Annotated in this window: 11 protein-coding genes; 8 read left to right on the forward strand and 3 right to left on the reverse strand. The window is 61.4% G+C overall.

What is annotated here, in order from left to right; all coding sequences use genetic code 11:
- Positions 1-12 precede the first annotated feature (12 nt).
- Complete coding sequence (locus BLP23_RS14360) at positions 13-519, reverse strand: GNAT family N-acetyltransferase (protein WP_167363888.1); 507 nt, start codon at positions 517-519, stop codon at positions 13-15.
- A gap of 260 nt (positions 520-779) precedes the next feature.
- Here BLP23_RS14360 and BLP23_RS14365 point away from each other — a divergent pair, with 260 nt between their 5' ends.
- Positions 780-1,997, forward strand: coding sequence for an MFS transporter (locus BLP23_RS14365; protein WP_092585464.1), 1,218 nt, complete (start codon positions 780-782; stop codon positions 1,995-1,997).
- Here BLP23_RS14365 and dgcA read toward each other — a convergent pair.
- Positions 1,949-2,932 (reverse strand): N-acetyl-D-Glu racemase DgcA, encoded by a 984-nt coding sequence (dgcA, locus tag BLP23_RS14370; RefSeq protein ID WP_092585465.1) that lies wholly within the window; start codon positions 2,930-2,932, stop codon positions 1,949-1,951. The two genes, BLP23_RS14365 and dgcA, sit on opposite strands and share 49 nt — an antisense overlap.
- Positions 2,933-3,032: 100 nt before the next feature.
- Here dgcA and BLP23_RS14375 point away from each other — a divergent pair, with 100 nt between their 5' ends.
- From BLP23_RS14375 to BLP23_RS33695, 5 genes are all read left to right on the forward strand, one after another.
- A complete protein-coding gene (locus BLP23_RS14375; RefSeq protein ID WP_233426704.1) occupies positions 3,033-4,199 on the forward strand; it encodes an ABC transporter permease in 1,167 nt (388 codons plus the stop codon).
- 9 nt (positions 4,200-4,208) lie between these two features.
- Complete coding sequence (locus BLP23_RS14380) at positions 4,209-5,057, forward strand: ABC transporter ATP-binding protein (RefSeq protein WP_092585467.1); 849 nt, start codon at positions 4,209-4,211, stop codon at positions 5,055-5,057.
- 9 nt (positions 5,058-5,066) lie between these two features.
- Positions 5,067-6,437: an MlaD family protein gene (locus tag BLP23_RS14385; RefSeq protein ID WP_092585468.1), complete on the forward strand. Its 1,371-nt coding sequence runs from the start codon at positions 5,067-5,069 to the stop codon at positions 6,435-6,437.
- 32 nt (positions 6,438-6,469) lie between these two features.
- Positions 6,470-7,084 carry an ABC-type transport auxiliary lipoprotein family protein gene (locus BLP23_RS14390; RefSeq protein ID WP_092585469.1) on the forward strand — a complete coding sequence of 205 codons (615 nt, stop codon included), beginning with the start codon at positions 6,470-6,472 and terminating at the stop codon, positions 7,082-7,084.
- 237 nt (positions 7,085-7,321) lie between these two features.
- A complete protein-coding gene (locus BLP23_RS33695) occupies positions 7,322-7,507 on the forward strand; it encodes a hypothetical protein (RefSeq protein ID WP_167363889.1) in 186 nt (61 codons plus the stop codon).
- Between the two features lie 245 nt (positions 7,508-7,752).
- Here the strand turns inward: BLP23_RS33695 and BLP23_RS14405 are convergent, their stop codons facing one another.
- The gene (locus BLP23_RS14405; RefSeq protein WP_092585472.1) at positions 7,753-13,914 is read right to left on the reverse strand and encodes an apolipoprotein A-IV repeat region-like domain-containing protein; all 6,162 of its coding nucleotides are present in this window, start codon (positions 13,912-13,914) and stop codon (positions 7,753-7,755) included.
- Positions 13,915-14,377: 463 nt separating this feature from the next.
- Here BLP23_RS14405 and BLP23_RS14410 point away from each other — a divergent pair, with 463 nt between their 5' ends.
- Together BLP23_RS14410 and BLP23_RS14415 are read left to right on the forward strand one after the other, a co-directional pair.
- The gene (locus BLP23_RS14410; protein WP_022715197.1) at positions 14,378-14,746 is read left to right on the forward strand and encodes an Hpt domain-containing protein; all 369 of its coding nucleotides are present in this window, start codon (positions 14,378-14,380) and stop codon (positions 14,744-14,746) included.
- A gap of 203 nt (positions 14,747-14,949) precedes the next feature.
- A complete protein-coding gene (locus tag BLP23_RS14415; protein ID WP_022715198.1) occupies positions 14,950-15,270 on the forward strand; it encodes a 2Fe-2S iron-sulfur cluster-binding protein in 321 nt (106 codons plus the stop codon).
- The last annotated feature ends 155 nt before the right edge of the window (positions 15,271-15,425 follow it).

Raw genomic sequence — 15,425 nt, forward strand, 5'->3', positions numbered from 1 at the left:
TCGTGGCGTCGATTATCGTGGGCCTAGTTCCAGCCGCATGAGAATTTCATCGTAGTAAGTATTGCCCACCTTTAGAGCTTCGACCTCGACGGCCCATTCTACAAGGCCTACGGATTTGTAAAGCCGGACGGCCGGAGCGTTTGACGACACGACGCTAAGCCGGAGCGAGCGTAAGATCGTGCCAACTTCGTTGACGGCAGCACTCAGCAATAAGCGTGAGAGTCCTGTGCCCCGTACCGTTTGGCGGACATACATTCCCCAGATCGATCCAATATGTTGCGTCTTGATGCCTTTGGATTTCGACACACCGATCGTTCCGGCAAGCATTCCGTCATCGGATAGCCCTCCGATCACAAGACCGTTCTCGAGCCTGTCAGCGAATTGGGCCTCCGATTGACTCTGCTCTTCTTCCCATGACGCGCCAAATGCATCTGGATGGTTCGCGAGAGCCTCCAGGCGAATTTCCCTAAAAGACTTCGCATCATTCCGGTCGAGACGGCGAATCTTGTATGGGCACACCGGTATTTCCTCTTTCTCTTTGGAAGGGCGACCGAACCACGTAACGGTAACGGCCGCATGACGCTTGGCTGAAAATCATCGACACCGTGCGCGGCCCCGCACTTGGTGGAATCGACGGGAAGGTTAGTGGCTTTAATTACGATGGGTTGTGAGCCAAAGGGATAAGCTTTTTCTTAAAACGTTTCAGAAAGGCTATTTCTGGCCATAGTCGCCCTTGGGTTGATGTGCTAGGCAACGTCCAGTTTCCTGCAGGTCCACCGATGATTCCCGCCCAGAATGCCCCGACAGAGGGGGCGCCACCGCGCTTTCGGCTGCTCAGCGCCCTGTCCTATTGCGCTCCGCTGACTGTCAACGGTGTCGTCCTTCCCTTCTTTCCCGTCTGGCTGGCGTTCCACGAATTCACCGATCATGAAATCGGCATCATCCTGGCGGTGCCGATGGTGGTGCGCGTCCTCGTCGCGCCGATCGTCGCCATGTATGCCGACCGAATGAAGGAGCGCGCCGACGTGTTGTTGTGGTCCGGTGGGCTGTCGTTGCTGACGGCGGTCGCGCTCTGCTGGACGACAAGTTTCTGGCCGGTCCTGATCGTTTTCAGCATGCAGGGAGCGACCTTTGCGCCCTATCTGCCGGTCGTCGAATCGATCGTCATTTCCGGCGTTCGCCGATGGGGACTCGACTACGGATCGATGCGCGTCTGGGGCTCGATCGCCTTCATCGCATCCACCCTGATCGGCGGCGAGATGATCGGCTATTGGGGTGGCTCGATGGTGCTGCCGGTGATGATTTTCGGGTTCGTCACGACGATGCTGATGGCGATCTACTGTCCGCGCATCGGGCCGACGCGCCGACGCGGTACCCCGGTCGACATACCGGCTGCCACCGGCAGTTCGCTGCGGCAGCCGCATCTGCTGGTGCTGCTTTGGGGCGTGGCAATCCAGCAGTCGAGCCATGCGCTACTTTATGCCTTCGCCTCGATTTACTGGCATCACCTCGGCTTTTCGGGAACGGAGGTCGGTATTCTATGGAGTGCAGGCGTCGCTTCCGAAGTCATGGTGTTCTTCGTCTCGAAGCATTTGAACCGCCGCTTCAACGCCTGGACGCTCATCCGCATCGGCTGTGCGGTCTGCATCTGCCGCTGGATCCTGTTCCCGATGGACTGGGGATTCGTTGGTTTTTTCGTGCTGCAATGTTTCCATTCCTGCAGCTTCGCCTTCGTGCATACCGGCGTGCAGAGGCGGATCGTGGCAACGGTACAGGAGACCCAGGAATCGTCGGCTCAGGGCGCCTATTTCTTCTATAACGGTATGTTCATGGCGCTGATGACGCTCGCCTCCGGCTACATCTATGCCTGGCTCGGCCTCGCAAGTTTCTATGTCATGGCACTCGTCGCGGTGCTGGGGATGTCTCTTGTCTTCGTCGCCTACTACCTTCAGCCCCAAAGGCTGGTCTCGGGCGGCCAGACAAGGGAAGCGGTGTAGCGCAGGCCGCATTCCCGGTCGCGGGCAAGAAGCAGCGGGCCGTCGAGATCGACGAATTCCGCGTCCTGCGCCAAGAGCACGGCGGGCGCCATTGCGAGCGATGTGCCCACCATACAGCCGAGCATGATCTGGAAGCCGAGGCGCTGCGCCTCCCGTTTCATCACTAGTGCCTCCGTCAGGCCGCCGGTCTTGTCGAGCTTGATGTTGATCGCGTCGTAGCGGTCGCGCAGGCTTGCAAGATCGCCGGTATGATGGACGCTCTCGTCGGCACAGACGAGGACCGGCCGCGCGATGCCGGCGAGCATTTCGTCCCGGCCCGCGGGCAGGGGCTGCTCGACGAGGGCGATGTTCATCTCGGCGGCGATGCGCAAGTGATGTTCCAGCGTTTCCTCGGGCCAGCCCTCGTTTGCATCGAGGATGATGGTGCTGTCAGGCGCGCCTTCGCGCACGGCGCGTATGCGGCGCTCATCGTTGCCGGTGCCGACCTTGACCTTGAGCAGTGCCCTTGCAGAATATTCGCGCGCTTGCGCTTTCATGACCTCCGGTTCGCCGAGCGAGATCGTGTAAGCGGTCGTGAGCGGCTTTGCGGACGCAAGCCCAATACGTTCAGCAACGCTCTTTCCGCCGAGCTTGGCTTCGAGGTCCCATATCGCGCAATCGACGGCATTCCTCGCTGCGCCCGGCGGCATGGCGGAAAGCAGCTCTTGGCCTGAAATGCCTTGTTCGATCAGCGGCCGGGCGGCTTCGATCTGCGCGGCGACGCTTTCCATCGTTTCACCATAGCGTCGGTAGGGGACGCATTCGCCCCAGCCGCGCCTGCCGTTTTCCGTCAGAATGCAGGTGATGACATCCGCCGATGTCTTTGCACCACGCGAGATCGTGAAAGTGCCCGCAATGGGGAAGGAGTTCCTCTGGATTTCGAGCGAGCGTGGCATAATTGCAATCCTGCGAGCATGGAAATTCTATGTGTCTTCGGTATATTAACGCGCCGGGCGTGAGCGATATGTTCGCGAGTCGGCAATGTCGCCGCAAGCCTTGAAAGACACAAGCATTTTGAAGCCCGACACCCGCAAAGCCGCCTCACTGCACGTGGACGACCAAGCCGATGGTGGAGGACGCCGCGTTCATCTCGAAGGCAATTGGCGCAGCGCGAACATCCACCTCGTCCTCCACGACTTCGAGAAGATTTCCCGTGCTAAAGGTGATCTGACGCTCGACCTGTCGGGCGTCACGGATATCGACACGGCCGGTGTCTGGCTGCTGTGCCGGCTCAAGCTGCAGGAAGAGGCGGCCGGGCGTCAGGTTCGTTTTGAAGGCACCAATCCCCACATCGACGAGATGATCGAAGAATTCTCCGAGAAACCGGAGGAGGAAGTGACTGAGGCTGCGATGAAAAGCGGCATTGCCGAGCGCATCTTCGCGCCGGTCGGCAAGATGACCATGGACCTGTGGAATGACCTCACGGCCGCGATGTATATCCTGGGCTCGGCGGTGCGCGGCGCGCAGATGAAGTTCGGGCGCGGCAGCGGTGTTTCTCCGGCATCGATCGTCAACCAGATCGACCACATGGGCGTGCGCGCCGTTCCGATCATCCTTTTGATGTCGTTCCTGATCGGCGCCATCATCGCGCAACAGGGTGCCTTCCAGCTCCGCTATTTCGGGGCCGAAGTCTTTGTCGTCGACCTCGTCGGCATCCTGCAGCTCCGCGAAATCGGCGTGCTCCTGACGGCAATCATGATCGCCGGCCGTTCAGGCAGCGCGATCACGGCCGAAATCGGCTCGATGAAGATGCGTGAGGAAGTCGACGCGTTGAAGGTCATGGGCCTCAATCCGGTGGGCGTGCTGATCTTCCCGCGGCTTGTGGCGCTGACGGTGGCGCTGCCGCTTCTGACGGTGCTGGCGAACTTCGCCTCGCTGTTCGGCGCGGCCGCGGTCGCCTGGGCCTATTCCGGCATCACCTTCGCGACCTTCCTTTCGCGCCTGCACGAGGCGATCACGCTGTCGACGGTGCTCTCCGGCATGATCAAGGCGCCGTTCATGGCGCTCGTCATCGGTATTGTCGCGGCCGTGGAAGGCCTTAAGGTCGGTGGAAGCGCCGAATCGCTCGGCCAGCACGTGACGGCTTCCGTGGTAAAGTCGATTTTCGTCGTGATCCTCATGGACGGGCTGTTCGCCATGTTCTATGCGGCCATCAATTTTTAAGGGTTCAGCGTGGACGGTCAGCAGTCAGAGCCGGGTGAGAAGAAGGAGCGGGACATCGTGCTTTCGGCGCGGGACGTGACCGTCGGTTTCGGCCCGAAGATTGTGCTCGATAAGCTTAACCTGAATATCTACCGCGGCGAGATCCTGGGCTTCGTCGGGGCGTCGGGTACCGGCAAATCGGTGCTGATGAGGACCATTTTGCGCCTTTTGCCGCGCCGCTCCGGCACGATCGAGATCCTGGGCCAGAATTTCGATAAGCTCGATGAAAACCAGCGCAACGCGCTCGACATGCGGCTCGGGGTGCTTTTCCAGCAGGGCGCACTGTTTTCCTCGCTGACGGTGAGGGAGAATATCCAGGTGCCGATGCGCGAATATCTGGATCTGCCGAAATCGCTGATGGACGAGTTGGCGCACCTGAAGATCCGGCTTGTGGGTCTTGCTGCCGATGCGGCAGACAAGTATCCCTCCGAGCTTTCCGGTGGCATGATCAAGCGCGCTGCTCTTGCGCGGGCTTTGGCGCTCGATCCGGAACTGGTGTTCCTGGACGAGCCGACATCAGGTCTCGACCCGATCGGGGCTGCCGAATTCGATGAACTGATCGCCCGGCTGCGCGATACGCTGGGGCTGACCGTCTACATGGTAACCCACGACCTCGACAGCCTGTTTTCCGTCTGCGACCGTATTGCCGTACTTGGACACAAGCGAGTAATGGTTGAGGGAACGATCGACGACATGCTGGCCTATGATGACCCGTGGGTTCAGGCCTATTTCAAGGGCAAGCGCGCGCGCTCGATCGTGCCGCAAGAAGAAACAGCTGCCGGTCGTGCGGAAAGCACTGGCGACAGCCGCGGGAAGTGACCGGAAACGATGGAAACCAAAGCGAACTACACGATCGTCGGCTTTTTCACTGTTCTGGTGATCGCAGCCGCATTCGGCTTCGTCTACTGGATGGCCGAGTACGGACGCAGCGGTCCCATGGCGGAACTCGTCGTGCGCATTCCGGGCTCGGCAAACGGTCTCAGCGTCGGCTCGCCGGTGCGTTTCAACGGCATCCAGGTGGGTTCGGTGACGTCCCTGTCGATCGATGCCGACGACCCGCAATATTCGCTGGCTTTCACCGAGGTGCGCGTGGATGCGCCGATCTATCCTTCCACCAGGGCCATCCTTGAAATCCAGGGCCTGACGGGTGCGGCCTATATTGAGCTTTCGGGCGGCAAGGTGGGTGAGGAGAACATCTTGCAGAAGGCCATCGAGACCGGCAAGCGCGCGGTCATCGTCGCGGATCAATCGAGCGTGACGAACCTCCTGGCGACGGCCGACAGGATCCTCGACCGGGCGAACGATGCGGTGGGAGAGGTTCAGGGTTTTGTCCGCGACGCGCGCGGACCGCTGACGAAGACGCTGCAGAATGCCGAGACCTTCTCCGACGCTCTGGCGAAGAATTCCGGTAACATCGATTCCTTCCTACAGAGCGTTGGCCAGCTTTCCGAAACAGTGCGCAATGTTTCCGGCAAAGTCGATTCTACGCTGGGAGCCGTCGAGGCGCTGGTACGTGCGGTCGATGCGAAGAAGATCGATACTATCCTCAGCAATGCCGAGAAGGTGAGCCGCGATATCGCGAATGCCTCCGGCGACCTGAAGGGTGCGATCCAGAGATTCAACGACACGGCGACGACTTTCAACGATTTCGGGAAAAAGGCACAGACGACGCTCGATCGCGTCGATACGCTGGTGGCGCAAATCGATCCCGCCAAGGTGAAGGGGTCGGTCGACGATATTGCGCAGGCGACGAAGGATGCGCGCGTCGCGGTCGCCTCCATTCGGGACGTCGCCAATACGGTTTCGGCGCGCCAGAAGGATATCGACCAGACGATCCAAGACGTCTCGCAGATGGCCAATAAGCTGAACTCGGCTTCCACGCGCGTCGATGGCATCCTGATCAAGCTCGACGCGCTGTTCGGCACCGACAATTCGCAGTCGCTCTTTACCGAAGCGCGCGCGACGCTCGAATCCTTCAAGAAGATGGCGGACAACCTCAACGCCCGCATCGGTCCGATCGCGGACAATCTGCAGCGATTCTCGAGCGGCGGCTTGCGCGACGTGCAGTCGCTCGTCGAGGATACCCGCAGGACCATGCAGAATCTCAACAGTGCGATCAGTAATTTCGATCAAAATCCGCAGCGGCTGATTTTTGGTGGCGATACGGTGAAGCAATATGACGGCCGGACGCGCCGTTGACATGTATATTTGAGAAGCAGGGGTAATAAAATATGGCCGTATCGCATGTGTTGGCACGCCGTTCATTGCTGGCAAGGACGGCGTTCCTTTTGCCGCTTATGGCGCTGGCAGTGACCGGTTGCGGCACGGCGGCCAAAAACGATACCTTTGATCTTTCCGCCTCCGTCAGCGTTGACGGCCCGGCTGCGAAGCGCAGCCAGATCCTCGTGCCGGCGCCGACGGCACTGAAGGCGCTGGACAGCGAACAGATCGTTGTCCGCGTTTCGCCCTCCGAAATCCAGTATCTGTCGCGTTCCCAATGGAGCGACAGGCTGCCCCGCATCGTGCAGTCGAAGCTGGTCGAGGCCTTCGAAAACTCCGGCAAGCTCGGTGGCGTCGGCAAGCCGGGGCAGGGCCTTGCGATCGACTATCAGGTCGTGACCGATATCCGCTCCTTCGAGATCGACAACAGCGCCGGCGGCCAGGCCGTCGTCGAAATCTCCGCGAATATCCTCAACGATCGCAATGGTACGGTCCGTGCCCAGAAGGTTTTTCGCGCGGCCGTTCCCGCCGCCGGCGGATCGAGCCAGGGTTACGTCAAGGCGCTCGACCGCGCATTTGCAGCGGTGACTGGCGAAATCGTCGATTGGACGCTGCGATCGATCTGACCGAGCCGGTTCAGGGGGGGCCGCCCAATTAGCCTTCGAGTCGACGAAGATGCTCCATGTCGTGGTCGACCCGCTCCATTAAGTCGCTGCTGGCGCGACATATCTCAACCTGCATGAGGCCGTCGGTATTCTCAAAGCTGGAGAGGAGTTCGCCGAGTTGGTGAAGATTGCGGGATATCCTTGCTGAGCGGAGCGATCTTTTCCTCGGAAGCATGGACGTGCTCGCCTGGAACGATCATGCTGTTTCAAGTGAGCTCTATCGTCATCATCGTCATAACAGGGTCCGCGATAGTGGCGCCGTTCGCGTTCGTGGCCACTCTGCTAGTCGTCGCGATATACACTGTGCCGGACGTAGCGCTGGCAAACGCCGTCTTCGCAGTAGGTATCGACAATCCGCTCGCGCACGCCGCCGCTTTTGGATGATCTGTTCGAGCTCGTGTTCGACGATTGGCTTCCTGCCTGCGCCATGCTGGTTGTCAACGCGGCGGCGGCAAATACGACGAGTGGGACGCGCCTCTTTCCTCCCATCACATTCAGCCATCAGGCCGGGGGACTGGACGATCAGATATCCGCTTTGCTACAGAACGGTCCTTTCCGTCTGGCAGAAAACACATGAAATGGGCCGCCTTTGGGCGGCCCTCGTGCAGCAATCTTCTGCTTTGCTTCCGTTAGCTCAGGCGCCCCGCGGCGTGGGCCAACATCGTATAGACCTTGCCGGTGTCCGACGTCAGGTAGGATTGCGTGATCGTCCGGTCGCGGTCTGTGCGGGCGACGTCGGCAAGCAATTTCTCGAAATCGGCGATGTAGCGGTCGACAGCGGTGCGGAATTCCGGCTCGCGATCGTATTTGCGCTTGATCTCGTCGAAGGTTTGCTGGCCCTTCAGCGTGTAGAGGCGGCGGGTGAAGACGTCGCGTTCACCCCGCTGATAACGGCGCCACAGATCGACCGAGGCGTCGTGATCGATCGCGCGGGCGATATCGACCGAGAGCGAATTCAGCGATTCGACGACGTGGCGCGGATTGCGGGTATCGGCGCTGCGCGGTGCCGGCGCGGGCTGGGCGCTCGGGGCCGGCGTGCGTGCAGTCGGCGCTTCCTCGGCGGCTTCATCGCGCGAGGCGCCGCGCAGCAGGTCGCTAATCCAGCCGCCGGTTTCCTGGCGGGCAGGCGTGCCCGGTACAGGCGCGGCGCGCTGCGGCGCAGGGGCCGCCGGCGGAGCGATCGTGCCGCGGAGCGCAAAGCCGTCTTCGACGACGGGCTGGCGGGCGGGCGCTGGGGCAGGCTGCTGGGGGGGCGCGGGCGCCGGGCGCGGCGCGGGTTGGGCCTGTTGGGCGGCGCGCACGACCGGCTCGGAGACTTCAAGCTGCTGCGTGGAGCGGCTGACGATCTGCGAAATATCCTGCAGCGCCTTGATCTGCTCGGCAACGGCACGGCGCATGGCGGCCGCACTCTCCTTGGCTTCTTCCGGAAGGTCGAATGCGCCGCGCTTCAATTCGCTGCGCGTCATGTCGAGTTCCTTGCGGATATCGCCGGCCGAACGGCGGATTTCGTCGGTGGCGCCGGAGAAGCGGGTAACCGCTTCCTCGACGGCTTCGCGAAGCGATTCGCGCAGCTGCTGGGCAGCACCGTCCGATGCGCGGCCCGCCTCGCCGAGCATTCGCTCGACATCAGAAAGCGACGCGGTCAGACCGCCGCGTAGGCGGTTCACCAGGTCGTTCGAGCGACGTTCGGCATTGTCGAAGGTGCCTTCGATCGTTGCGTTCGCTTCTTCGCCAGCCTTGACGATCGAGCTGCGCATCGCCTCGGCGGCTTCCTCGGCGCGCTTTTCCGTCTCCGAAAGCACGCGGCCGATATCGGCGAAGGAGGATTGCACGCCCTGCCGCAGATTTCCGGTGACCTGGTTGGAGCGCTCCTCGGCACGCTCGAAGGCATTCTCGACCATACTGGAGAGGGCACGCATGGTCTTTTCGATCTCTTCGGAACGTTGGACGAGGCCAACGGAGAGGTTCTGCAGGGCGCCTTCGCGTTCCTCGAGTGTCGAGACGAGATTCGACTGCGCAGCTGCGAGCAGGTTTGAAGCCTGGCTTAGAACCTTCGAGTGCTCGTCGAAGCGGCCGATGATGCCGCCGACCTGCGCTAGGGTTTGGCCCGATATGTCGGAGAGGCGGTCCACCTTGCCTTCGAGAAGTCGGGTCGAGGCGGAAACCATCTCCGCCGCCTTCGACGCCGAGTCAGTGAAGCGCGAGGTGGTCTCGCCGAGGCGGCCGTCGACATTTGCAAGATCTTCCGCCGCACTGTTCATCATCATCGCCATCGAGGCGCTGTTTTCGGATAGGCGCTCGATGAGGGCGTTGACGTTGGCAAGCAGGCTCGTTTCAATAGCATTGACCGCCGTGGAAGCGCTTTCGGTGCGGGCCGCGATCGCATTCGCCAGGACTGCGTTTTCGGCGCGCAGGCGGTCCGCACTCTGTTCGGCGGCGGCGGCGATGCGGGCCGCAGCCTCCTTGCCGGCTTCAGTGTAGCGCTCGATCATCGGATGCGCGGTTTCGTCGATCAGGCGCGAGAGCTCGGACGAGCGGCCGGCGAGCATGGAGTTGAGCTCGCGGGTGCGCTCGTCGAGCGTCGAGCGGATCGTCTGGCCGCGGGCTTCGAGCGCCTTTTCGACGTCGGTCAAGGTCGCATCGATTTCGCGTGCGCGCTCTTCCAGACCGGAACGGATCGCGCTGCTGCGGGCTTCGAGAGCCCTGTCGACGTCCGACATGGTCGTGGCGATGCCTTCGCTGGCGCTTGCGATCGTCGAGCGGATTGCGTCGCCGCGGCTCTCCAGCGAAGATTGGGCTTCAGAGAGAGCCTGCGAAATGGCATTCACCTGGCCGCTGACGAGCGTTTCGGCTTCGGCGACCTTGTTCACGATCGCATTGCCCGCCTCGGAGAAGGTCTGGGCGACGGCGGCTGCCTGGCTCGCGAGGCGGTTCTGCGCCTCGGAAACCCGGCCGACGATCTGTTCGGAGCGCTCGTCCATGGCACGCGCGAACTCGCCGCTCTTCTGGTCAAGGCCTTCGGTGAACTGCTGGCCGGTGCGGGCCATCAGTTCGGCCGTACGTGCGGCTTCGGCATCCATGCCCTGGGCAGCATCGGCGACGGCGCTGCGCAGCGTCGAGGCGAGGCCGGCGGCCTTGCCTTCGATCGTCTGATTGACGGCGTTGAGTCCAAGGGTGAGCGCCCGGTCCATGGTGGACAGGCGTTCGTCGATATGCTCGCTGCCGCGATGCATTGCCTGCGCAAGATTTGCCGTACGGTGGTCGATGGACGTCGCGAGATTTGCGGCACGATCGTCGATCGTCATCGTGAGATTTGCAGCGCGTTCGTCGACAGCGGCAGTCAGAGCCGAGGTCCGCTCGCCAATCGCAGCCGCGAGACGTGCTGTGCGCTCATCGATTGCGCCGGCGAGGCTTGCCGCGCGCTCATCGATGGCGCCGGTAAGCGTATCGCTCGTGCTTTCCAGGACTGTCGTAACGCGCAATGCGGCATCATCACCGAGTTCGCGCAGTTGCGAAATGCTGTCGTTAAGTGTTTCCGCAAGGCGGCTGCCTGCGGCATCCACCTGCGTTGCGACACCGCCGACGCCGTCGCGGATGCGGTTTTCTAGAGCGGCAAGGCCCGCTTCGACGCGCGAACCGGTTTCAGCAAAACGGCCGGTCATACCGTCGATCGACTGATCGAGGTGCGTGGAGAAAGTTTCGGCCGAGCGCGAGATTTCGCTTGCCGCATCCTGGAAGCGGCCGGCGATCTGGCCGGCGCCTTCACGCAGGCGCTCTTCGAGGGATCTGGCGCTGCCGTCGATCGTCTGGCGGATGGAGGCTTCATGATCTTCCAGCGACATTTCGAGCATGCTGGCGCTTGCGGCGACCGAGGCGCCGATGGTCGTCGCCTGCTCGGACAGCGTATTACTGAGCTGCGCATGCGCGTCGCTAAGCGAAAGGCTGATCGCATTAGCACGGTCGTCCAGCGTTGCGCGGATGCGATCATGGGCAGAGGCAAGGCCGCCGTCGATGCGGGCGGCAGCTTCGCTGGTAAGCGATTCCATGCGTGCGGCTGCTTCGCCCGTCAACGTCTCAAGGCGGTTGTTGCTGCTGGACAGTGTCGAGGAGAGCGTTGCGACGTGTTCGCTGAGCGACCGTTCGAGCCGTTCCTGATTGTCGGTATAAGCGCTGCGGATCCCCTCTGCCTTGTCGGTGAAGGCGCCGGCAACTCGGGCCTCAGCACCTGCAACGGTATCGAGGAGTGCGTTGGTGCGGGCTTCAAGTGCGCTGTCGAAGCGACTCTGGCTATCGTCGAGCGATATGGCGAGTGCCATCGTCTTTTCGTCAAGGGCGTCGGCCAGGCGGTCGTGATTGCTGGAGAGCGCGCTCACGAGTGCGCTGCTGCGTTCCGCCATGACACCATCGATGCGTTCATGGGCGGAATCCAGGGCTTGAGTGATCGCAGCGGCGCGCTGGGAGATTACGTTGTTGAGTTCGTCAGCGCGGCCGAATGCGGAGGTTATCTGCTCCGTGCCGGCCGAGACGGCAGCCGTAAGGTCGGACGTGGTCGACAGCAGGGTTTCGCGGAATTCCGTCGAACGTGCCGCGAGATTGTTGTGGAGTTCGGACGTACCTGTTGCGAGCGCTAGCGAAATTTCACCCGTGGCGTTCTGCAGAGCAGATGCCAATTCGCTGGTGCGGCCCGAAAGACTCGCCTGCAGCTCGGAAGTGCCGGTTGTGAGAGCCTCGGAGAGCTCGCCTTTAGCATTCTTCAGCGCGGAGGTCAGTTTGCCGGTGTGGCTCGAAAGGTTCGTCCGCAGATCGGTGGTACCGGACGCCAGAGTCTCAGCAATTTCATCCTTTGCGCTCTGCAGCGCGAAGGTGAGCTCGCTCGTGCGGCCTGAAAGGCTGCCATGCAGCTCGGAGACGCCCGAGGCGAGCGCCTCGGAAATCTCGCCGCTTGCGGACTGCAAGGCAGACGTGATCTCGCTGCTGCGGGCCGAAAGGCTGCCATGCAGCTCGGAAACGCCGGTGGCGAGCGCCTCGGAAATCCCGCCGCTCGCAGACTGAAGGGCAGAGGTGATCTCGCTGGTGCGGGCCGAAAGGGCGTTGGAGATTTCGTCGACCTTGCTGCCGAGAGAGCTTTCGAGAACCTCCTGACCCGTACTCAGCGCAGTCGCCAGGGCGAAGGACTGGTCGGTCATCGAGGCGCCAAGGCGCTCGATGCTGGAATTGAGGATGCCGTCGATCGATTCCGAGCCGCCGGCTAGCGTCTCGTTGATGCGCGCGAGGCTTTCCATCAGCTTGGTATCGAGCGAACCAGCGCGCTTGTCGAAAGCGTTTGCGAATTCCGCCACGCGCTCATCGAACGCGGTCGACATCTGGGCGACGGTTGCCTGCAGGCGCTCGTCGAAGAAGCCGGAGCGCAGGTCGAGGTCCATGATGGCGTCGTCGGCGCTGGACTGCAGGCTCTGACGGAAGCTTGCGCTCTTATCGTCGAGCGACGCGTTGAGCTTGGCAAGCACGTCGTCGAGCGTGCCGGTGATTTCGCGTTCGCCGCCGGTCAGACTTTCGTTGATTTCGCGGGTGCGGGCAATCAGGATCTCGTTCAGCTGGCGGGCACGGTCGTTCAGCGCCGCATTCAGCTTCTCGGCGCTGCTGTCCATAGTGGACGCACGCGTTTCGAACTGGCTGAGCAGCTGCTCACCGCGATCATTGAGGTTGGAGGTAAGCGATTCCAGGCGCGTGTCGAATTCGTGCGCCAGTGCAAAACCGGAGGAGGTCAGCGTCTGCAGCAGCGAGTCGGTCTTGGCTGCGAGAAGCGAACCGAGCGACTGGATTGCGGTTTCCGATTTTTCCGTCAGCGTCGCAGCCCGGGTGTCGATCATCGATGCGAAGGCTTCGCCTGACGTCGCAAGGCGCACGGCGATCTCTTCCGTCGCGAGCGAAAGGTCTTCCTTCAGCTGGTCATGGACGCCGACGATCGAGCTGCGGATGCGCTCCGCGTGATTGACGATCGCTTCGCGTTCGGAGCCGAGTTCATGAACCAGGCCCCGCACGCGCAGTTCATTATCGGCATAGCTGCGCTCAAGCGCGTTGACTTCAGAGTGAACCAGGGTTTCAAGCTCGGAAGCGCGCGCGATCGTGCGCTCGATGCCTTCGTTCATGGCGGAGACTTCACGGCGAACGGCTTGGCCGACCGTCATGATGCGTTCGGATGCGATCGTTTCCGGTTCGGAGAGACGCAATGCCACTTCCGCCATGGAGCGGGCGGCGTTGCGCATGTCCTGAGCGCGCGAGATCATGATTGCAAAGGCATAGAACAGAAGCACCGGCACGATGATGCCGATGATGCCGGCAATGACGCCGGGGAGGGCAACGACATCGGTGACGGAACGGATCTGCCAGATCTGCGGCGAGTAGAGCAGGGCCATCAGGCCGACGCCGCCGACGATCCACAGCAGCGAGAAGAGCGTGGCGTTGCGCACAGCCGAACGCGTCGACCCGCCGTCCAGCGATTTCAGAATGGAGGCCGCCGTCATGCGGTTTGCATCGTTCGCCGCAGCCAGTGCCGGGGCGCGGGCCACCTGCTCCGCCCTGGCGCCGCGGCCGCGGCGGCGCTGACTCTCATCCTGGTCCTGCTGATTGCTGCGGGCAGATGGCGTATCGGACACTTTGGCCTCCGGGGCGTCAGGCGTTTTAGCGCCGCGAGACGGCGCCTTCTGCTGGCTGAAGTCGATCTGGAGAGCTTCGTCCAATGCTTTGAACGCCTTGTCCTCGATCGACTCGCTGTACTTGTTGTTCGCCATTCGGTTACGCCTCGTTACATCTCAGCCGGTTCAGCCGCATTACCCGGACAGTGCCGCGTCCGGATGCCAACCTTTGCCTCTGACCTTCCCATCCGAGCCGACGGACGGATAAGCATGTCATTTCAGAGTAGATAGCCGCTTTTTCAAACGGACGGTATCAAAACATTACCACTATCCAATTGGCCAGCAAAGGCGCGTACCATAAACCTAGTCTACTAGTATCGTAGTGACACATCCGGGCTTCCGAGACAATTAATGAAGCCTTGCTAATCACCATCCATTAATCCGTTGTTAACATAATTTAACGCAGGCGGACGTCGAAAAACCAATAATTTAGGGGCGTTAAGCGGTTGTTAACCATAGCGATAGAATTCCGCCCTCAATGTGCCAGAATTTAACGCGATCGCCACTCTCCAACCGCACTGTGAATCCACCTGCGGGGTGAAGACGGGAGAATTGGCACATGGCAGCAGTCAGTATTGCGTTCGAGGCGCCGGATAATTCAAACGGGCCTTGCCCCTCGAAGGGTCGCCCGATCGACCTTGTTCATCTGGCAAAGCAGACGATGGGCGACAAGGCGCTTGAAGTCGAGGTCCTGAAGATATTTGCGCGCCAGGCACGCGCCTGCCTGCAGGAGGTTTCTTCGGGCGATGCAAAGAAGATGCAAGCCGCTGCCCATCGGCTGAAAGGGGCGGCGAGCGCGGTTGGGGCCTTCCAGGTATCCGAAGCGGCAGACATGCTCGAGAACAATTGCGGCGATGCAGCGTGCATGGCCGCGGTCGGAGCCGCCGTCGTCGAAGCCGAAAATTTCATTCTCAAGCTCAGCCGCTAGAGCCGGGCATTTTGAGGCACTCGGCCCGCTGCTCCATTCCGGAACAGCGGGTCTTTTTGTGGCCAGCGGTATGACGCAAATGGAAAAGCCCGTCGCTTTTAAATATGGAATGTAACCGTGAAGGCCGTCGATGTTGACTGCCCATCGGATTTGTTGGAAGAAAAATTTCGATCCTCCCTCTTCATGTAATACCGGAAAGCATCATGCCCAAACTGACTATCGTCGCCTTCGACGGCACGCGCTTCGATCTGGATGTCGATCAAGGCTCCACCGTGATGGAGAATGCCGTGCGCAACTCGGTGCCAGGCATAGAAGCCGAGTGCGGCGGCGCATGCGCCTGTGCGACCTGTCATGTCTATGTCGACGAAGAATGGGCCGAGCGCGTTGGCCCTCCGGAAGCGATGGAAGAAGACATGCTCGACTTCGCCTTCGATGTCCGCCCGACTTCGCGGCTTTCATGCCAGATCAGAATGAAGGCGGCGCTCGACGGACTTATCGTCCAGGTTCCCGAGCGCCAGGCCTGATCTGCGCAAAAAAAGCCTCGCGCGCCGGCTGACGTGCGAGGCGAGGCGGGCGCATAACCATCGGGCGAGGGAGGACCGCCCGCGGCTTAGAACGCGCCAGGAGAACCCAGTAACAAAAGATCAGGTCAATCCCACCTGAACTTCCGAATGTGTTC

The sequence above is a fragment of the Rhizobium mongolense subsp. loessense genome (assembly GCF_900099775.1).
Lineage (GTDB): Bacteria > Pseudomonadota > Alphaproteobacteria > Rhizobiales > Rhizobiaceae > Rhizobium > Rhizobium loessense.